We start from the raw sequence: 17,273 nt of genomic DNA on the forward strand, positions 1-17,273 counted from the left end.
GCACCTTCCGACCGCGTCTTTTGTGATCGCTGCCGTGCCGCATCGATCTGAACCAGGAGCATTTCATGGCCTTGAACCCGGGCACCAAGCCCGCCGCACCCGCCGCCGGGGGGGATGCCGACCACGGCGTCAACGCGCCCGACCTGCAGGTCTTCGTCTTCGCGCTGTTCTTCATCTTCGGTGGCATCACCAGCCTGAACGACGTGATCATCCCCAAGCTGAAGGATCTGTTCACGCTCAATTACGGGCAGGCGCTGCTCGTCCAGTCGGCATTTTTCGCGGCCTATTTCGTCTTTTCGCTCCCGGCGGCGGCGATTGTCCGGCGGCTTGGCTATATGCAGACCGCTTCGATCGGGCTGTTGCTGATGACGGTGGGCTGCGTGCTGTTCATCCCGGCTTCGTCGTCCGGGTTGTTCGTGGTGTTCCTGATGGCGCTGTTCGTGCTCGCGATCGGCATTACCACGGTGCAGGTCGTAGCCAACCCGCTGATCAGCCTGCTGGGCGCGCCCCGTACCGCATCGAGCCGGCTGACCTTCGCGCAATTCTTCAATTCGCTCGGCACGACGATCTTTCCGATCGTGGGATCGATCCTGATCCTCGGCAGTCTTGCGAAGATTGACCCCAAGACGTTGTCGGGCGCGGCGCTCGACGCCTATCGCACCGCCGAGACGCAGACCGTCGTCCACACCTATCTCGGCCTCGCGATCGCGCTGGTGCTGGTCGCGGTGGTCGTGTGGTCGCGCCGCAAGCGCCTGCCGCATACGGTGGAACAGAATGGCAGCATCTTCCAGGCGTTCGACCTTCTCAAGCGTCCGCGCTTCGCCTTCGGGACGGCGTGCATCTTCCTGTATGTCGGCGCGGAAGTCGCGATCGGGTCGCTGATCGTCAGCTATCTCGAACAATCGACCACGATGGGCTTCGACGCGGTTACCGCGGGCAAGCATGTCGCTTATTACTGGGGCGGCGCCATGATCGGCCGCTTCATCGGCGCGTTCGTGCTGCGCGTCCTGTCGCCGGGTAAGGTGCTGGCGGGCGTGGCAACGGGGGCGATCTTGCTGATCGCTCTGTCGACGCACAGCACCGGCGCGGTTGCGGGCTGGTCGCTGCTATCGATCGGGCTGATGAACTCGATCATGTTCCCGACGATCTTCAGCCTCGCCAGCGAAGGCCTGGGGGCACGCGCCGCGGAGGGATCGGGGATCATCGCCACCGCGATCGTCGGCGGGGCAATCGTGCCGCCCTTGACCGGCGTTCTCGCCGATCATTCGACGCTGCAATTCGCGCTGCTGGTACCGGCGCTGTGCTACCTCATCATTGCCGCCTATGGGATCTTTACCCGCAAGCCGACGGTCGCCTGACCGTATCGCGGGCCGTTCCCTGCTGGAACGGCCCGCCCCGCGGTGATTACGGCATCGAGATCTGGACGATCGCATCGACCTCGACCGCCGCGCCGAGCGGAAGGCTGGTCACGCCGACGGCGCTGCGCGCGTGCTTGCCAGCCTCACCGAACAGTTCGACCATCAGGTTGGACGCGCCATTGGCGACCTTCGGCTGATCGGTGAAGTCCGCGGTCGAATTGACGAACACGCCGAGCTTCACGATCCGCTCGACCCGGTGGAGACCGCCAAGCGCTGCCTTGACCTGCGCGACCAGCATCAGTGCGCACGCCTGTGCCGCCGCGGCACCTTCCTCGAGGCTAACGTCGGCGCCAAGCCGACCCGTGATGACCGCGCCGTCCTTGAACGGCAGCTGCCCGGAGATATGAAGCAGGCCATTGACCTCGACGGTCGGCACATAGGCGGCCACCGGCGCAGCGGCCGCGGGAAGCGTCAGGCCGAGTTCGGCGAGCTTGTGGTCGATACGGTCTGTCATGGGAATAGCTCCTCATAGTAAGGGGTTAGGCAGGCTGGCCGCTGGCGAAGCGATCCGCGATCCAGCGCTCGGCGACTTGCCAATCGTCGATGCGAACGTGCGCATCGGGGGCTGGGGGCACGTTGACCGCGAGCTTCGGCTCGGAAATCATGTGGACGCGGTGAACGCCGGGCGCGTGCTTGGCGACCGACGCATGGTGGACCGCGAGATCGTCGACGAACACCGTAACCGGGTTGCCGAATTCGGCCTGGAGCCGCGCGACCGGATCGCCCTTGCCACCCTGGTTCGTCTCGACCCGATAGGGCATGTCGTGACCAAGCAACTGCGCGATCCGTGGTTCGCGATTATGATCGCCCAGATTGGTGAGGATCACCACGTCGGCCATCGTCGACAAAGCGGCAAGCGCCTCGCGCGCATGCGGGACGAGCGTCTGGCGTCCCATTTCGTGCGGGAAGAACTGGTCGAGCAGGCCCCACATCTCCTCGCGCGTCGGAGGCGGGGCGCCGTCACGCCGCGTCATGCTGTTGGCGAAGTCGCCACCCTCGATCGCAAAATCGATGTCATGCGTTTCGTGCAGCCACACGCCGAAGTGCCGCACCATGTGCAGCAGCACCTCGTCGCAATCGCAGATCAACAGGCCTTTCACGCAAAGTCTCCGGAAGTGTTCGGGCCGTCGAGCGCGGCATGGGCTTCGGCAAAAGCCTGAGGCGGGACGTCAAGTCCCTCGGCGCAGGCGATGAGATCGGGTTCATGCGCCAGCAGGAAGGCAAGCGTGGCGGACAGTACGCTCGGCTCGCCTGCGCGCGCGCGCAAGTCTGCGGGCGTCAGGCCGGTCACGTCGAGCAGGCGCATCGCGCGGTCCGGCTCGGCCAGCGTCCAGACCAGCGCACGGAGCGCAAGCTGCGCAGGATCGGAGTTTGTCAGCGAGGCGCGCATTGCGTATTCATCTGGCCCATGGACGAGGAAAGCGCTGGCGTGGCAAAAAGGGTGCTTGTTGTCGAGGACAACGAACTCAATCTCAAACTTTTCTGCGACCTGCTGGAGGCGCACGAATATGCCACCGAAGGCGTCCGGGATGGCCGGGAAGCTGTTCTGCGCGCACGGAATTTTAAACCGGACCTGATCGTCATGGACATCCAGCTGCCGCATGTCAGCGGATATGACCTGATCCTGCAACTCAAGGCCGATCCGGTCCTGAGCGGGATCCCCGTAATGGCCGTGACCGCCTATGCGGGGCGCGAGGACGAGGAACGGATTCGCGCTGCCGGGGCCGACGCCTATGTGTCCAAGCCGATTTCGCTGATTCGCTTCGTCGATGCGGTAGCCGCGCTGCTTTGACAGCCGCACGCAATAGCCAGCAAAGAGCAATACGCAAAAAAGCCGCAAGGCTTGCGCCCGCGGCTTCTGGCCCGGGCGAACCCGGGGAAGGCAAACCGCAAATGCGGCTTACTTGATCTTCGCTTCCTTGAACTCGACATGCTTGCGCACGACGGGGTCGTACTTGCTGAAGCTCAGCTTCTCGGTCTTGGTACGCGGGTTCTTCTTCGTGGTGTAGAAGAAGCCAGTGTCCGCCGTGCTGACGAGCTTGATCTTGACCGTGGTCGGCTTTGCCATGACCTGAATTCCTGTGATCTGAAAATGCAAAAGCGGCGAACCGGTCGCCGCTCTCAAGCGCTGTCCGATGGCGGATGTAGTTGGGAATGTCAAGCCGAAGCCAAGGCGTCTGCAGGGTCGGGAACGGGTTTAACGTGCCCTTTACCGAACTGGGTCCAGATTGCGGGTCTAGGGAGTGTCCTGCCATGACGCCAGTTTCTGCCACCGAGACACCCGACGTCATCGCTCTTGCCGAACGGGTCAGCCTGATCGCCGTGCGTGCCGCACGGGCACCGATTCCGGCGCTCGCCGCGGAGATCGAAGCGATCCGCGCCGCTGCTGCGGCGTGCGGCAACTTCCCGGCGGTTGCGGTTACCCAGGCAATTTCGGCGGCACTGGAGCGGGGCGAGCGGGGTGCCTTGGTCCAGGCGTGGATCATCGTGCTGCGCGATGCGGTCTTGTCCGGACGTCACGATCAGCGCGCGTGCGACACCTATGGCGCGGCCTGTTCGGTGCGACTCGCGGGCTGATTCGCACAGGTCATGGATGCCCTGATGGCCGCGCTGGTCGCGGCGCTCCTTGTTCAGGCGAGCGATCGGACCCCGTTCACCAGCGCCCTGCTCGGTACGCGCTTCGCCGACAAGCGTGCCGTGCTCGCGGGCATCGCCCTTGCGATCGCGCTGGGCAATGCCGCCGGGGCCATCGGGGGGTGGCTTGCCGCGCCCTATGTCTCGCCCGATGCGGCGGACCTGCTCGTGGCGTTCGCGGTGCTGTCGGCGGGCGTTGCTGCGTGTTGGCCGATTCGATCGCGGGGCGTTCCGCAACGCCTCGGGGCATTCCCGGCGGCACTTACGGCGATCGGTCTGCTCGCGATCGGCGATCGCACGCAATGCATCACCGCCGCGCTCGCCGCCCGCAGCAGCACCCCAGCGCTCGCTGCCGTCGGTGCGACGATCGGCGCGATTGCCGTGAATGTCCCGGCCGTGTTCCTGGGCGAACGGGGCTGGGGTCGCTTGCCGCTGACCCCGGTGCGACGTGTCGCTGCGGCGGTGCTGATCATTGTAGGAGCGATCCAGACGCTGGCCGCGATGCGTCTGATCTAGGGGACCGCCCAGGCCGAACGGCGCGCCTGGTTCCCGTTCGAGACCAGCCGCTAGGATGCTCGTACCGACCTCCGCCGTGGTCAGGATGACCCGGTTGCGGTTGCGGGCGATCCCGCACGGGAAGCGGCGCATCGGTTAGGCGATCCCAAGCGCGATGCGGGCGTTGTGATGCGCACAGCCAAACACGGCGACGATGGCAAGGACGACGAGCACGATCCACGATCGAATCAGGGCCATGCCGGCGCCGTAGCGGGGTGGCGCTACCACCGCCAGCGATGGGTCTGGCGGAACATCCGCAGCACGGCCATGTTGTGGCACGATGCGGGCGTTTGCGGACCTTCTCGATCGGTTGATCTACACGCGGTCGCGCAATGCCAAGCTGCGCCTGATCGTCGACTATCTCCGCACGACGCCGGATCCCGACCGCGGCTGGGCGATGGCGGCGCTGACCGGGGAGCTCGACTTGCCGGGGGTGAAACCCGCCGTGATTCGCGCGCTGATCGAAGCGCGGGTCGATCCCGTGCTGTTCCGGATGAGCCGCGATTATGTCGGCGATACCGCGGAAACGGTTGCATTGCTGTGGCCGACTCCGCCGGGCACCGTGGTCGAGGCACCACTCGGCATGGCCGACGCGGTCGAGCGGCTGGCGAAGCTGTCGCGCTCGGATACGCCCGCCGTCCTCGGCAAGATGCTCGACCAGCTCGATTCGGACGAACGCTTCGCCTTGCTCAAGATGGCGACCGGGGCGCTTCGGATCGGCGTCTCGTCGCGGCTCGCCAAGACGGCGCTGGCACAGGCGTTTGATCTCGATGTCGAGGCGGTCGAGGAAGTGTGGCACGGCATCGCGGCACCCTACACGGCGCTGTTCGACTGGGCCGAGGGGCGCGGCGCGCAGCCGACTGCCGCCGACGTGCCGGTGTTCCGCCCGTTCATGCTTGCGCATCCGCTCGAGGACGGGCGGGTCGATCTCGCCGATTATGCCGCGGAATGGAAATGGGACGGCATCCGCGTCCAAATCGTCCACGTCGCCGGGGAAACGCGGCTCTACAGCCGCACCGGTGACGACATCACCGCGAGCTTTCCCGAAGTCGCGCGTGACTTTACGACCGTCGGTGCGGTCGACGGCGAACTGATGGTGAAGGGCGATGCGCAGGGCGCCGCGACCGAGGAAGGTGGGGCAGCCAGCTTCAACGCGTTGCAGCAGCGACTCGGGCGCAAGATCGTCTCGGCGAAGATGCTGGCGGACTCCCCCGCGTTCGTGCGGCTCTACGACATCCTGTTCGATGGCGAGGAGGATCTGCGCCCGCTGCCATGGAGCGCGCGGCGCGAGCGGCTCGAGGGGGTCGCGGGCCGGCTCGACCCCGAACGGTTCGATCTCAGCACCGTGATCGCGGCGGAGGACTTTACCGCGCTCGAGGGGATCCGCGCTGGCGCGCGCGACGGCGCAATCGAAGGGGTGATGCTCAAGCGCCGCGATTCCCCCTATGTCGGTGGCCGCAAGACCGGACTGTGGTACAAATGGAAGCGCGATCCGCTCACCGCCGATTGCGTGATGATGTACGCGCAGCGCGGCAGCGGGCGGCGGTCGTCTTTCTACAGCGACTATACGTTCGGCTGCTGGACCGAGGACGGCGCGCTGCTTCCGGTCGGCAAGGCCTATTCCGGGATCACCGACGAGGAATTGAAGTTCCTCGACAGCTTCGTGCGCAATCATACGACCGGACGGTTCGGCCCGGTGCGCGAGGTGGACAAGACGCTGGTGCTGGAAATCGCGTTCGATTCGATCCATGAATCGAAGCGGCACAAGTCGGGCGTGGCGATGCGCTTTCCCCGCATCGCGCGGATCCGTACCGACAAGCCCGCCGCTGAGGCCGACACGTTGGACGGCCTCAAACGATTGATAACCTGACCGCTCGACACGCGCGGGCGGGCTGATAATCTGCTCCCCAAAAGGGGAGTAAGGCGTGCACAAATTAGTCATGGCGGCGATTGCCGCGCTGTTGGCGGGGACGGCCGCGAACGCCGAGACATTCGCGATCCAGGCGGGGCATGTGATCGTCGATGCCGCCAGGCCGGCGCGGGGCGCCTCCACGGTGGTGGTCACCGACGGCAGAATCGCCCGGATCGAGGACGGAGCGACTGCACCCGCCGGCGCGACCGTCGTCGATCTGCGCGACAAGACCGTCATGCCCGGGTTGATCGACGTCCATGTCCATCTCACCAGCAATTCGGGCGAGCCCTAGTACCAGGGACTGACCCCGAAATATTCCGAACCCTATGCCGCCACGGTCGGCCTGCGCAATGCGCTTATCACAGCGCGGGCGGGGTTCACCACGGTCCGCGATCTCGGCGGGCCGCCGCTTGCGAGCATCGCGATGCGGGATGCGATCAAGGAAGGGGGTTTCCCGGGGCCGCGAATCCAGGTCGCTGGCCCGGCGCTGTCGATCATCGGCGGGCATGGCGATGCGACCGTGGGGCTCGCGCCCAACCTTCGCGCGGCGATCGAGGCAACGGGTGAGCAATTCTGGGTCTGCACCGGGCCGCTCGAATGCGGGAAGGCGGTCCGCAAGATTGCCGCTTACGGCGTCGACGTGATCAAGTTCCACGCGACCGGCGGGGTGCTCGACGACGGGAAGATCGGGCTCGAACAGCATTTCACCGACGAGGAAATGAAAGCGATCTGCGACACCGCGCACCAGCTCGGGCTCAAAGTCGCGGCACATGCGCATGGCGCGAAGGGGATCGGCGCGGCGGTGCGTGCCGGGGTCGATTCGATCGAGCACGGCACCTATGCCGATGATGCCGACGTCGCGCTGATGAAGGCGCGCGGGACGTATTATGTCGGCACGCTGATGGCGTTCAGCGGGCTGCGACTGTATCTCGGCAAGGGCATCTACACCGCCAATACCGAAATCAAGGCGCGGCAGACGCTGCTCGTGTGGGGCAAGGCGCTGAACCGTGCGTACAAGGCAGGCGTCCCGATCGCGCTTGGCACCGATGCCGCCGTCTTCCCACACGGTCGCAACGGCGAAGAGGTCGGGCTGATGGTCAGCAAGGGCGGGATGACCCCGCGCGACGCGCTGATCGCGGCAACGAAGGGGGGTGCGGATCTGCTCGGACTGTCGCGCGAGACCGGGACGCTCGAGCCCGGCAAGTCCGCCGACCTGATCGCCGTGACGGGTGACCCGCTGACCGATCCGGCTGCGGTGACGCATGTGAGCTATGTGATGGTGGAAGGTCGCGCGATTCCGCTGCGGTAGCGCGACTTGCCTGGACCGGTGCGCGTTCTATGCGAAAGTCGGTTCTGCCTCACGGTTTCCCGTTAAAGCGGGAATCCACAGTTCGGCAGAACCACGACGTTTGCATGTCCGACCGCTGCACTCCTGTCGTCTCAGGCGCACGGTCGGGGTGTCGGACCGGTTTCGTTTTTAGCAAGGGATCCGCCGTGTCACCACATCGGCCTTCCGAACGCGCTTGGGGTTCCGAAGGTGCAAGAACCCTGGCCGCCGGCGACGCGCGGTGGTTACAGGTGACAGCGCCTGTCCCCCTCGTTACCTCTCTCTCATGACCGACTTGCGCACGCTGTACCCCGAGATCGAACCTTACGCGACGGGGATGCTCGACGTCGGCGACGGTCATCGCGTCTATTACGAACGCTGCGGGACGCCGGGGGGCACGCCGGCGGTGTTCCTGCACGGCGGCCCGGGGGGCGGGATCGCGCCGAGCCATCGCCGGCTGTTCGACCCGGCGCGCTACGACGTGCTGCTGTTCGACCAGCGGGGATGCGGCCGCTCGACCCCACATGCGTCGCTGGAGGCGAACACGACCTGGCATCTCGTCGCGGACATCGAGCGGTTGCGCGCGATGCTGGGGGTCGACCGCTGGCTGGTGTTTGGCGGGTCATGGGGGTCGACCTTGTCGCTGGCCTATGCCGAAACCCATCCGGAGCGGGTCAGCGCGCTGATCCTGCGCGGGATCTACACTGCGACGCCGGCCGAGATCGCCTGGTATTATCAGTTCGGCGTGTCCGAGATGTTCCCCGACAAATGGGAGGGCTTCGTCGCGCCAATCCCTCCCGCCGAGCGAAACGACATGGTCCGCGCCTACCATCGCCTGCTGACCGGAAACGATAGCGCGCGGCAACTGGCAGCGGCCAAGGCATGGACGATCTGGGAAGGGGAGACGATCACGCTGCTTCCCGATCCGGCCATGTCCGAAGCGTTTAGCGATGGCCATTTCGCCCTGGCGTTCGCTCGGATCGAAAATCACTATTTCGTCCACGATTGCTGGCTCGAGGACGGACAGCTGCTGCGCAATGCCGGGCGGCTGGCGGGAATTCCCGGCACCATCGTCCATGGCCGGTACGACATGCCGTGTCCGTCGCGCTATGCCTATGCGTTGCACAAGGCCTGGCCCGAGGCCGATTTTCATCTCGTCGAGGGTGCGGGCCATGCCTATAGCGAGCCGGGCATTCTCGACCAGTTGATCCGCGCGACCGACCGGTTCGCCAACGGCTGAGAACGGCGCGCGGGCGTCGTCCAAAGCGCTTCGACGGACCGGGGACGCTGGCGAGGATCAGGCGCTACGGACGGTAAAGGCTCCGCCAACCCTGCCGGGTGCGCCTGCGAAAGCATGGGCGCAGGAGTCCCGAACGCCTTCAGCGGATCCTTTGCGCAGCCCCCAACTGCCCACCGGTGGAGGAACGGGGCGGACGCCCCTGGCCGCGTAATCTCCGCTCAGCGCGTCCATTGCGCCAGCCAGTCCGCCAGCGCTTGCGGCGTCAGCGTCCGAGCGTCGGCCAAGGCGGCGGTCCGTCCGGCGTTGCGGAGGGTGTCGGTGCGGGGATCGATGATCAGCACACTTGGCACGCCACCGCCGAAATGGCCGTCGAGCCCATAATGCGCTGCAATGTCCATGTTCTTGTCGAATCGTCCGACGTCCACGGTCACGATCTCGTAATGTCGCGCCAGGAAGCTGTGGAGCGCGGGCAGGTCCATCGTGCCGGCGAGAATGCGGCAATCGAGGCACCAGTTTCCGCCCAGGTCGACCAAGAGCAACTTGTGCCCGGCCTTTGCCCGCGCTCGGGCGGCAGCGATCTGCGCCCTGGCGTTGGCGGCTTCGTTATAGGGCAGGGGCAGCGGCGTCTTGAGCTGCGCGAAGCTGGTTGCGGCAATCTTCGGCGCGGGCGCGGCCACGATCGGAGTGGCAAGGGTCAGCGCAAGGAGGGTTGCAGGCTTCAGCAGGCGCATAACGAGGACTTTCCTGGGAGCAGACGCCCTCGAACCGACAGGTTCGGGCGATCCATTCCGGTAAGGCACCTCAGCGCATTGAACGACAAAGAAAAACCCGGCGGGCATAAAGCCCGCCGGGTTTTTCGTAACCGGTATCGATGCGTAGGGTTTACGCGATCGACGTCAGGTTGACGGCTGCCATCTTGCCGCGGCGGTCGACTTCGAGTTCGAACTCGAGACGATCGCCCTCGTTGAGCGAGGTCATGCCGCCGCGCTCGACTGCCGAGATGTGGACAAACGCATCGGGCTGTCCATCGTCGCGCTGAATGAAGCCGAAGCCCTTCATCGCGTTGAAGAACTTGACCGTGCCGGTAGCCTTCTCGCCGGTCAGCTGGCGCTGGGGCGCGCCGCCGGGGGCCGGACGACCACCAGGGGCCGCTGCATCACGCTCGCGCGGCGGACCGCGGTCGGTGACGGCCATCGGCTCGCCGTCGATCTTGAGATCGGTTGCAGAGATGCGGCCACCGCGGTCCACCAGCGTGAAGCCAAGCGGCTGGCCTTCGGCCAGACCGGTCAGGCCGGCCTGTTCGACCGCCGAGATGTGAACGAACACGTCCTCGCCGCCGTCGTCGCGAACGACGAAGCCGAAACCCTTCTGGCCGTTGAAAAACTTAACGACGCCCGTGCCTTCGCCGACAACCTGCGGGGGCATCCCGCGACCGCCGCCAGCTGCACCACCGCCGAAGCCGCCGCCACCGCCGCTGCGGAAACCACCGCCGCCACCGCCGCCGCCGCCGAAGCGATCACCGCCGCCACCGCCGCCGCCGCCGAACCGGTCACCGCCGCCGCCGAAACGATCGCCGCCACCGCCAAAGCGATCGCCACCACCGAAGCCGCTGTCGAAGCCGCCGCTGTCGCCGAAACCGTCGCGCTTGTCGCGCCCACGCCCGCCACGATCGCCGCGGCGTCCTTTATCGAAACTCATGCCCTGTTCGTCTTCCCGCTTCGTCCGACCTCATTATAGCAACCATTGCATCGGACGAAAGACGCAAGGCTTCGTGCACCAAACCGCTCGTGCCACCGACTCGTGTTAGCCTAATTTTCCATACGCTGCGAACAAATTCGTCCAAATTGGGGCGTGGGTCGCACCGATCTTGCGCAAGCGTTGCAACCACGGCACAGGCTGCGCCCTTATGTCGATCCTTGCGCTCCTGTCCGATCCCGCCGCCTGGGCCGCGCTGGCGACCCTGATCGTCATGGAGGTTGTCCTTGGAATCGACAATCTCGTGTTCATTTCGCTCCTGTCGAACAAGCTGCCGGAGGGACAGCGCGTGCGGGTTCGGCGCGTCGGGATCAGCTTGGCGCTGGTACTCAGGCTGATCCTGCTGTCGACGATCGCGTGGATCGCCGGGTTGGTCGAGCCGGTGTTCGACCTGGGCCTGACCGGCGCGCTTGGCGATCATGGCCAGCCATCTTTCGAAACGGCGTTTTCGGTGCGCGACCTGATCCTGATCGCGGGCGGGGTATTTCTGCTATGGAAGGCGACGAGCGAAATCCACCACACGCTCGACCCGAACGACTCGGGCGAGGAGACCGCTGAGAAGCCCTCGATCGCCATTTCCTTCGGCAGCGCGATCCTCCAGATCCTGCTGCTCGACATCGTCTTCTCGTTCGATTCGATTCTGACCGCGATCGGGATGACCGACCAGTTGCCGATCATGCTGGTGGCCGTCGTCGTCGCGGTCGGGGCGATGCTGTGGGCCTCGACCCCGCTCGCCAATTTCATCGAGCGCAACCCGACGGTCGTGATGCTGGCGCTGGGGTTCCTGCTGATGATTGGCGCGATGCTGATCGCGGATGGCTTCGGCGTGCATGTGCCAAAGGGCTATATCTATGTCGCCATGGCCTTTTCCGGTGGGGTCGAGGCGCTTAACATCGCGGCCCGGCGCAGTCGTGCACGCACGCGCGGGCATTGAGCCCAACCCGATTCGTCGCTAGGGCCGGGCGATGAGCGTAACACTCCACGAAGAAGACATTCCCGCTGACCTGTTCGCGCCTGGCGTCGACATCGCGGTGGATACCGAGACCATGGGTCTCATCACCCCGCGCGATCGACTGTGCCTGGTCCAGCTGTCCGACGGCGGACCCGACGAGCATCTCGTCCGCTTCGGACCCGAGAGCACCTATGCCGCGCCCAACCTGCGCGCGCTGCTCGAGGATCCGGCCCGGACCAAGCTGTTCCACTTCGCGCGCTTCGATCTCGCCGCGATCAGCCATTATCTGCAGGTCACCGCAACCCCCGTTTATTGCACCAAGATCGCATCGCGGTTGATCCGCACCTATACCGACCGCCACGGTCTCAAGGAACTGGTGCGCGAGTTGCTGGCGCAGGACATTTCCAAGGCGCAGCAATCGTCCGACTGGGGTGGCCCGGTGCTGAGCGATGCACAGAAGGACTATGCTGCATCCGACGTGCGGTTCCTCCACGCCTTGCGCGAGGAACTCGATCGCCGGCTGGCCCGCGAAGGGCGCACGGCGCTGGCGCGTGCCTGCTTCGAGTTCCTGCCCGCACGCGCCGAACTGGATCTGGCGGGCTGGCCAGAGACCGACATCTTCGCGCATGCCTGACCCCCGCGCGATCCGCAGTGCGCGCCAGCGCTGGGCCGCGCCCGGCAGCAGCCACGACCGTACGGTCGCGGTGTTGCGCGTCGTGCTGCCGGTCGCGATCGGGATCATGGCAGCGTTCGTCGTCGTCCTGCCGCTATACGCCGGCGGGGATGTCAGTTTCCTGCTCGACAAGAAAAAGGTGGAGGTCGCCAAGGAGCGGATCCGTATCCAGTCCGCGACCTATCGCGGCCAGGACGACAAGGGACAGCCGTTCGCCGTAAACGCCGGGTCGGCGGTGCAGAAGAGTTCGGCCGAGCCGATCCTGCGGCTAAACAAACTGTCCGCTCAGATCGGGCTGACCGATGGCCCCGCCAACGTCGTCGCGGATCGCGGCCATTACGACATGGACACGCAGCAGGTCATGATCGACGGGCCGTTGAAGGTCGACAGCACCGGCGGCTATCACCTGGCAACGCAGGACGCGACACTCGATCTCAAGAGCAAGACGCTGAAAAGCGGCGGGGCGGTGACCGGTACCGTGCCGCAGGGCACGTTCAGCGCGAACCAGATGAATGTCGATCTCAATAGCCATGTCGTCAAGCTAGACGGCAATGCGCGCTTGCGGATCGTGCCGCGAAAGACGAGATAGGCCGCATGCGCCGCACCCTCACCTTGCTGACCCTTTCGCTCGCGCTCGCGAGCCCGGCCTTGGCGCAGGGGCGCAATTCGCAGGCGCCGATCAACCTCAACGCCGATCATATCGAGTTGCAGGACAAGGCCAACCGCGCGTTGTTCTCGGGCAATGTCGTGGTCAAGCAGGCCGAAATGACCCTCAACGCCCAGCGCATGACGGTCAGCTATGCCGGCCAGATCAGCACCGGCGCCTCGCCGGAAGCGCAGCGGATCGATGCTTCGGGGGGCGTCACGGTCACGCGCCCGACGCAGACGGCGCGCAGCAACTTCGCGGTATACGACCTTAAAAAAGGCGTGATCACGATGCTCGGCGCGGTGACGCTGATCCAGGCGGGCAATACCGTCAACGGTGGTCGCCTCACGATCAATCTCGATACCGGTCGCGCAATCATCGACGGCTCGTCGGTCGGTGGCGGCGGGTCGTCGAGCGCTCCGGGCACGACCACGACGAGCAATGGTCGTGTGTCGGGCACGTTCTCGGTCCCCAAGCGCAACTGAGCCTGCCGTACCGCGGGCGGACTCGTCGCCCCGCCGGTCGCGCTTTCCTGATCGCATCGATTGGCGTAGATGCGGCAGCGGACATGCGATATGCATGCACGAAGCCTGCCAGATGCCGCCCGGTAACGCTTCGGTAAGATCGAAATGCGAGCAGGGACGTGCGATGACCGATACGCTTACCCCAACGCCGGGCCTGACGCTCGATACCGCGCCGCCGATCGCGGAAGCGCCGGTGATGAACGGCCTGTCGGTCGTGTCGATCGCCAAGTCCTACGACAAGCGCCCGGTGCTGACCGACGTGTCGGTGTCGGTCGGCAAGGGCGAAGTGGTCGGGCTGCTCGGGCCGAACGGAGCAGGCAAGACGACCTGCTTCTACTCGGTGATGGGCCTGGTAAAGCCCGATTCGGGTCGCATCATGCTCGACGGCGAGGACATTACCGGCCTGCCCATGTATCGCCGCGCGATCCTGGGGCTCGGCTATCTGCCGCAGGAAACGTCGATCTTCCGCGGCATGACGATCGAGCAGAACATCCTGAGCGTGCTCGAACTGGCGGTGCCCGATGCGACCGAGCGCAAGGCACGGCTCGATACGCTGCTCGAGGAATTCGGGTTGACGCGGCTGCGCGATTCCCCGGCGATGGCGCTGTCCGGCGGCGAACGCCGGCGCGCGGAGATTGCCCGCGCGCTTGCTGCCAATCCGTCGATCATGCTGCTCGACGAGCCGTTCGCGGGGATCGATCCGTTGTCGATCGCGGATATCCGGGACCTGATCTGCGAATTGAAGCGACGCGGGATCGGCGTGCTGATCACCGATCACAACGTCCGCGAGACGCTCGAGATCGTCGACCGCGCCTATATCATTTATGACGGTCGCGTGCTGTTCACCGGATCGCCTGCCGAACTGGTTGCCGATGCCAATGTGCGGCGCCTGTATCTCGGCGAGGGCTTCTCGCTGTGATGGCATGACCCCGGTCTCCCTCTTTGCAACCAGAGCCGCACGGTAGCGATGTCGCTCGCGCCTCGTCTCGATCTGCGCCAGTCGCAAGCGCTGGTGATGACGCCGCAGTTGCAGCAGGCGATTCGCCTGCTCGCACTGTCCAATCTCGAGATCGAGGGGTTCCTCGCCGAGGAGATCGAGCGCAACCCGCTGCTGGAATCCGGTGAACCGAACGACGATGGCCCGACGCTGGAACGCGAGCCCGATATCGCGCCGCGGGACGAACCCGCCCCCGCCGACGAACTGCTAATGCAGGGTGGCGACACCGGGGAAGCATCGCTCGACGTCGACTTTACCGCAGAGAGCTTCCATCATGACAGCGTCGCGGACCAGCCCGGCGGCGCGGGGATGGACGGTGCGCTCGGGCTGAACGGCGCGACAAGCGGTGGCGCCGGGAGCGAGGATGGCCCCGACCTCGACTCCTTCACGACCGCCACGCTCAGCCTGTCGGATCACCTGCTTGCGCAGGCCGGGACCGCGGTCGACGGACCTGACTTGTTCATCGCCGCGCATCTGATCGACCAGATCGACGAGTGCGGCTATCTCACTGCGCCGCTGCTCGACATCGCGACCCGGCTGGGGGTGCCGCTGGCTCGGGTCGAAGCGGTGCTGGAAACGATCCAGACGTTCGATCCTACCGGTGTCGGCGCACGCGACCTTGCCGAATGCCTCGCGCTCCAGGCGCGGGAGGCGGACCGCTACGACCCGTGCATGGCGCGGTTGCTCGACCATCTCGATCTGCTCGCGCGGGGCGACCTCTCACGGTTGCGGCGGATCTGCCATGTCGACGACGAAGATCTCGCCGACATGATCCGCGAACTGCGCGGCTACGACCCGAAGCCCGGCTGTCGCTTCGGGGGGGAGCCGGCGCAACCCGTCGTCCCCGATCTGTACGTCGCCAAGCGCAAGGACGGCTGGGGCATCGAGATCAACGCCGCCACGCTGCCGCGCGTGCTGGTCAACCGCACCTATTATGTCGAGCTGTCGGCGGGAAAGACCGACAAGGCGTCCAAGGCGTGGCTGGGCGACATGCTCGCGAGCGCGAATTGGCTGATCAAAGCGCTGGACCAGCGGCAGCGGACGATCATCAAGGTCGCCACCGAAATCGTGAAGCAGCAGGAGGCGTTCTTCCTCCATGGCGTCGCGCACCTCAAGCCGATGACGCTGCGCCAGGTGGCCGAAGCGATCGAGATGCATGAATCGACGGTGAGTCGCGTGACCAGCAACAAATATCTGTCGTGCGCGCGGGGTCTGTACGAGCTCAAATATTTCTTCACCTCCGCGATCCAGTCCTCCGACGGCGGGGATGCGGTGTCGGCGCAGGCGGTGAAATCCGCGATCAAGGCGCTGATCGCGGCCGAGGGGGATGCGATCCTGTCGGACGATACGCTGGTCGAGCAGTTGAAGGCCAAGGGCTTCGACATCGCGCGCCGCACCGTCGCCAAATACCGCGAGGCGCTCGGCATTGGCAGTTCCGTCCAGCGCCGCCGCGCGCGGGCGCTTGGGGCGGGGTGAAGCCGCGGGCGCAGTGGCGGACGGTGAGCATCAGTGCGGATAGAAGGCGGAGCGATACGGACCAAGGTGTAACGCCAGCCTAGTCGTCCTCATCCTCATACCCCACCAGCGCCAGCGCGCGCGCCTTCATCTGGCGGGTGGCGCACCAGTGTACGAGGGCATCCTCGCGCCCGTGCGTGACCCACACTTCCTTTGGGGCGATTTCGGTCAGCGTGTCGGTCAACTCGTCCCAATCGGCGTGATCGCTCAGAATCAACGGCAGCTCGATCCCGCGCTGCACCGCGCGCTGGCGGACCCGCATCCAGCCGGAGGCCATGGCGGTGATCGGGTCGGGGAGGCGGCGTGACCAACGGTCCGCCAGCGCACCCGGTGGGGCGATGACGACGTGCCCCATCATCTCCGCCTTGCTCGCCGCCGTCGCCGGGCGAAGCTCGCCGAGATCGACGCCATGCGCCTGATACAAGGCGCACAGCCGTTCGAGTGCGCCGTGGATATAGATTGGCGCGGCATGTCCACGCACGCGCAGTTCCGCAATCACGCGTTGCGCCTTGCCGAGTGCATAGGCGCCGACCAGCACGCAGCGGTCGGGATTGGCGTGGAGGGCGGCGATCAGCTTGTCGATCTCGTCCCCGGTGTCGGGGTGGCGGAACACCGGCAGCCCGAACGTCGCCTCGGTGATGAACACGTCGCACTTCACCGGCTCGAACGGGGCGCAGGTCGGATCCGGCCGACGCTTATAGTCGCCCGAGACGACGATCCGTTCCCCACGATAGTCGAGCACGATCTGCGCGGAGCCCAGCACATGCCCGGCAGGGACAAAGGTCGCGCGCACCTCGCCGAAATCGTGCGTCTCCCCGTAGGCGACCGGATGCCCCGCCTGCTCGCCGTAGCGTGCGTCCATGATCGCCAGCGTCTCGGGCGTTGCCCACACCGCGCCATGCCCGCCGCGCGCATGGTCGGCATGGCCATGCGTCACCAGCGCGCGCGCCGTCGGGCGCGACGGGTCAACCCACACGTCGGCGGGTTTGACATGAATGCCATGGGGTTGCGGATCGATCCAGTCGCCGAGTTTTGCCATCCGACCCATGTGGGGGCGGTGACACGCGCGCGCCATTGCCGGGTCATGCAAAAGGTGGAGCGGCAACCATTCGGCGTGCCATGCAT

The 17,273-nt window shown here is 65.8% G+C and carries 21 protein-coding genes; 14 read left to right on the plus strand and 7 right to left on the minus strand.

The window, feature by feature from the left end; genetic code table 11:
* The first annotated feature begins 65 nt into the window (after positions 1-65).
* Complete coding sequence (locus L8K25_RS08875) at positions 66-1,358, plus strand: sugar MFS transporter (protein ID WP_242138508.1); 1,293 nt, start codon at positions 66-68, stop codon at positions 1,356-1,358.
* A 46-nt stretch (positions 1,359-1,404) separates the two neighbouring features.
* Here L8K25_RS08875 and L8K25_RS08880 read toward each other — a convergent pair whose 3' ends face one another.
* From L8K25_RS08880 to L8K25_RS08890, 3 genes are read right to left on the minus strand one after another with little or no spacing between them, the layout of a single operon-like run.
* Positions 1,405-1,872, minus strand: coding sequence for a RidA family protein (locus L8K25_RS08880; protein WP_242138509.1), 468 nt, complete (start codon positions 1,870-1,872; stop codon positions 1,405-1,407).
* Positions 1,873-1,897: 25 nt separating this feature from the next.
* Complete coding sequence (locus L8K25_RS08885) at positions 1,898-2,518, minus strand: HAD family hydrolase (protein WP_242138510.1); 621 nt, start codon at positions 2,516-2,518, stop codon at positions 1,898-1,900.
* Positions 2,515-2,808, minus strand: a complete 294-nt coding sequence (locus L8K25_RS08890; protein WP_242138511.1) for a DUF3572 domain-containing protein — start codon at positions 2,806-2,808, stop codon at positions 2,515-2,517. Before L8K25_RS08890 ends, L8K25_RS08885 begins: the two co-directional genes overlap by 4 nt.
* Positions 2,809-2,847: 39 nt before the next feature.
* On the opposite strand from L8K25_RS08890, the gene L8K25_RS08895 reads away from it, so the two are divergent.
* Positions 2,848-3,210, plus strand: a complete 363-nt coding sequence (locus tag L8K25_RS08895; RefSeq protein ID WP_242138754.1) for a response regulator — start codon at positions 2,848-2,850, stop codon at positions 3,208-3,210.
* 108 nt (positions 3,211-3,318) lie between these two features.
* Here L8K25_RS08895 and rpmG read toward each other — a convergent pair whose 3' ends face one another.
* A complete protein-coding gene (rpmG, locus tag L8K25_RS08900) occupies positions 3,319-3,486 on the minus strand; it encodes a 50S ribosomal protein L33 (protein ID WP_010162189.1) in 168 nt (55 codons plus the stop codon).
* A gap of 185 nt (positions 3,487-3,671) precedes the next feature.
* Between rpmG and L8K25_RS08905 the strand changes: the two genes are divergently transcribed.
* The 6 genes from L8K25_RS08905 to pip all read left to right on the plus strand — a co-directional run bounded on the left by L8K25_RS08905 (position 3,672) and on the right by pip (position 9,086).
* On the plus strand, positions 3,672-3,995 hold the full coding sequence (locus tag L8K25_RS08905; RefSeq protein ID WP_242138512.1) for a hypothetical protein: 324 nt from the start codon (positions 3,672-3,674) through the stop codon (positions 3,993-3,995).
* 24 nt (positions 3,996-4,019) lie between these two features.
* Positions 4,020-4,568 carry a TMEM165/GDT1 family protein gene (locus L8K25_RS08910; RefSeq protein WP_242138513.1) on the plus strand — a complete coding sequence of 183 codons (549 nt, stop codon included), beginning with the start codon at positions 4,020-4,022 and terminating at the stop codon, positions 4,566-4,568.
* 319 nt (positions 4,569-4,887) lie between these two features.
* Positions 4,888-6,477, plus strand: coding sequence for a cisplatin damage response ATP-dependent DNA ligase (locus tag L8K25_RS08915; protein ID WP_242138514.1), 1,590 nt, complete (start codon positions 4,888-4,890; stop codon positions 6,475-6,477).
* 55 nt (positions 6,478-6,532) lie between these two features.
* Complete coding sequence (locus tag L8K25_RS22800; RefSeq protein ID WP_347341142.1) at positions 6,533-6,811, plus strand: hypothetical protein; 279 nt, start codon at positions 6,533-6,535, stop codon at positions 6,809-6,811.
* A 9-nt stretch (positions 6,812-6,820) separates the two neighbouring features.
* Complete coding sequence (locus tag L8K25_RS08920) at positions 6,821-7,828, plus strand: amidohydrolase family protein (protein ID WP_347341148.1); 1,008 nt, start codon at positions 6,821-6,823, stop codon at positions 7,826-7,828.
* Between the two features lie 304 nt (positions 7,829-8,132).
* Positions 8,133-9,086 carry a prolyl aminopeptidase gene (gene pip, locus L8K25_RS08925; protein ID WP_242138515.1) on the plus strand — a complete coding sequence of 318 codons (954 nt, stop codon included), beginning with the start codon at positions 8,133-8,135 and terminating at the stop codon, positions 9,084-9,086.
* A gap of 218 nt (positions 9,087-9,304) precedes the next feature.
* On the opposite strand, the gene L8K25_RS08930 is transcribed toward pip, so the two are convergent.
* Both L8K25_RS08930 and L8K25_RS22690 read right to left on the minus strand, forming a co-directional pair.
* On the minus strand, positions 9,305-9,817 hold the full coding sequence (locus L8K25_RS08930; RefSeq protein WP_242138516.1) for a thioredoxin family protein: 513 nt from the start codon (positions 9,815-9,817) through the stop codon (positions 9,305-9,307).
* 151 nt (positions 9,818-9,968) lie between these two features.
* Positions 9,969-10,784 carry a cold-shock protein gene (locus L8K25_RS22690; protein ID WP_277923266.1) on the minus strand — a complete coding sequence of 272 codons (816 nt, stop codon included), beginning with the start codon at positions 10,782-10,784 and terminating at the stop codon, positions 9,969-9,971.
* Between the two features lie 208 nt (positions 10,785-10,992).
* On the opposite strand from L8K25_RS22690, the gene L8K25_RS08950 reads away from it, so the two are divergent.
* From L8K25_RS08950 to rpoN, 6 genes are all read left to right on the plus strand, one after another.
* Positions 10,993-11,775, plus strand: coding sequence for a TerC family protein (locus L8K25_RS08950; RefSeq protein WP_242138517.1), 783 nt, complete (start codon positions 10,993-10,995; stop codon positions 11,773-11,775).
* Between the two features lie 31 nt (positions 11,776-11,806).
* Positions 11,807-12,427, plus strand: coding sequence for a ribonuclease D (locus L8K25_RS08955; RefSeq protein ID WP_242138518.1), 621 nt, complete (start codon positions 11,807-11,809; stop codon positions 12,425-12,427).
* Complete coding sequence (gene lptC, locus L8K25_RS08960) at positions 12,420-13,055, plus strand: LPS export ABC transporter periplasmic protein LptC (RefSeq protein WP_242138519.1); 636 nt, start codon at positions 12,420-12,422, stop codon at positions 13,053-13,055. The genes L8K25_RS08955 and lptC overlap by 8 nt, the downstream gene beginning before the upstream one ends.
* A 5-nt stretch (positions 13,056-13,060) precedes the next feature.
* Entirely contained in the window at positions 13,061-13,597 is a 537-nt protein-coding gene (locus tag L8K25_RS08965) for an LptA/OstA family protein (RefSeq protein WP_242138520.1), read from the plus strand.
* A 235-nt stretch (positions 13,598-13,832) separates the two neighbouring features.
* Positions 13,833-14,555 carry an LPS export ABC transporter ATP-binding protein gene (gene lptB, locus L8K25_RS08970; protein WP_242138756.1) on the plus strand — a complete coding sequence of 241 codons (723 nt, stop codon included), beginning with the start codon at positions 13,833-13,835 and terminating at the stop codon, positions 14,553-14,555.
* Positions 14,556-14,603: 48 nt separating this feature from the next.
* Positions 14,604-16,109: an RNA polymerase factor sigma-54 gene (rpoN, locus tag L8K25_RS08975; RefSeq protein WP_242138521.1), complete on the plus strand. Its 1,506-nt coding sequence runs from the start codon at positions 14,604-14,606 to the stop codon at positions 16,107-16,109.
* A gap of 79 nt (positions 16,110-16,188) precedes the next feature.
* On the opposite strand, the gene L8K25_RS08980 is transcribed toward rpoN, so the two are convergent.
* Complete coding sequence (locus tag L8K25_RS08980; protein WP_242138522.1) at positions 16,189-17,187, minus strand: ligase-associated DNA damage response exonuclease; 999 nt, start codon at positions 17,185-17,187, stop codon at positions 16,189-16,191.
* Between the last annotated feature and the right edge of the window lie 86 nt (positions 17,188-17,273).

The organism is Sphingomonas sp. TREG-RG-20F-R18-01 (assembly GCF_022662475.1).
GTDB lineage: Bacteria > Pseudomonadota > Alphaproteobacteria > Sphingomonadales > Sphingomonadaceae > Sphingomonas.

What these genes read in the sequence shown, in the direction of transcription:
- L8K25_RS08875 (WP_242138508.1), top strand. Translation starts at nt 66, where the DNA reads ATGGCCTTGAACCCGGGCACCAAGCCCGCCGCACCCGCCGCCGGGGGG.
- L8K25_RS08880 (WP_242138509.1), bottom strand. Translation starts at nt 1,872, where the DNA reads ATGACAGACCGTATCGACCACAAGCTCGCCGAACTCGGCCTGACGCTT.
- L8K25_RS08890 (WP_242138511.1), bottom strand. Translation starts at nt 2,808, where the DNA reads ATGCGCGCCTCGCTGACAAACTCCGATCCTGCGCAGCTTGCGCTCCGT.
- rpmG (WP_010162189.1), bottom strand. Translation starts at nt 3,486, where the DNA reads ATGGCAAAGCCGACCACGGTCAAGATCAAGCTCGTCAGCACGGCGGAC.
- L8K25_RS08905 (WP_242138512.1), top strand. Translation starts at nt 3,672, where the DNA reads ATGACGCCAGTTTCTGCCACCGAGACACCCGACGTCATCGCTCTTGCC.
- L8K25_RS08910 (WP_242138513.1), top strand. Translation starts at nt 4,020, where the DNA reads ATGGCCGCGCTGGTCGCGGCGCTCCTTGTTCAGGCGAGCGATCGGACC.
- L8K25_RS08915 (WP_242138514.1), top strand. Translation starts at nt 4,888, where the DNA reads ATGCGGGCGTTTGCGGACCTTCTCGATCGGTTGATCTACACGCGGTCG.
- pip (WP_242138515.1), top strand. Translation starts at nt 8,133, where the DNA reads ATGACCGACTTGCGCACGCTGTACCCCGAGATCGAACCTTACGCGACG.
- L8K25_RS08930 (WP_242138516.1), bottom strand. Translation starts at nt 9,817, where the DNA reads ATGCGCCTGCTGAAGCCTGCAACCCTCCTTGCGCTGACCCTTGCCACT.
- L8K25_RS22690 (WP_277923266.1), bottom strand. Translation starts at nt 10,784, where the DNA reads ATGAGTTTCGATAAAGGACGCCGCGGCGATCGTGGCGGGCGTGGGCGC.
- L8K25_RS08950 (WP_242138517.1), top strand. Translation starts at nt 10,993, where the DNA reads ATGTCGATCCTTGCGCTCCTGTCCGATCCCGCCGCCTGGGCCGCGCTG.
- L8K25_RS08955 (WP_242138518.1), top strand. Translation starts at nt 11,807, where the DNA reads ATGAGCGTAACACTCCACGAAGAAGACATTCCCGCTGACCTGTTCGCG.
- lptC (WP_242138519.1), top strand. Translation starts at nt 12,420, where the DNA reads ATGCCTGACCCCCGCGCGATCCGCAGTGCGCGCCAGCGCTGGGCCGCG.
- L8K25_RS08965 (WP_242138520.1), top strand. Translation starts at nt 13,061, where the DNA reads ATGCGCCGCACCCTCACCTTGCTGACCCTTTCGCTCGCGCTCGCGAGC.
- lptB (WP_242138756.1), top strand. Translation starts at nt 13,833, where the DNA reads ATGAACGGCCTGTCGGTCGTGTCGATCGCCAAGTCCTACGACAAGCGC.
- rpoN (WP_242138521.1), top strand. Translation starts at nt 14,604, where the DNA reads ATGTCGCTCGCGCCTCGTCTCGATCTGCGCCAGTCGCAAGCGCTGGTG.
- L8K25_RS08980 (WP_242138522.1), bottom strand. Translation starts at nt 17,187, where the DNA reads ATGGCAAAACTCGGCGACTGGATCGATCCGCAACCCCATGGCATTCAT.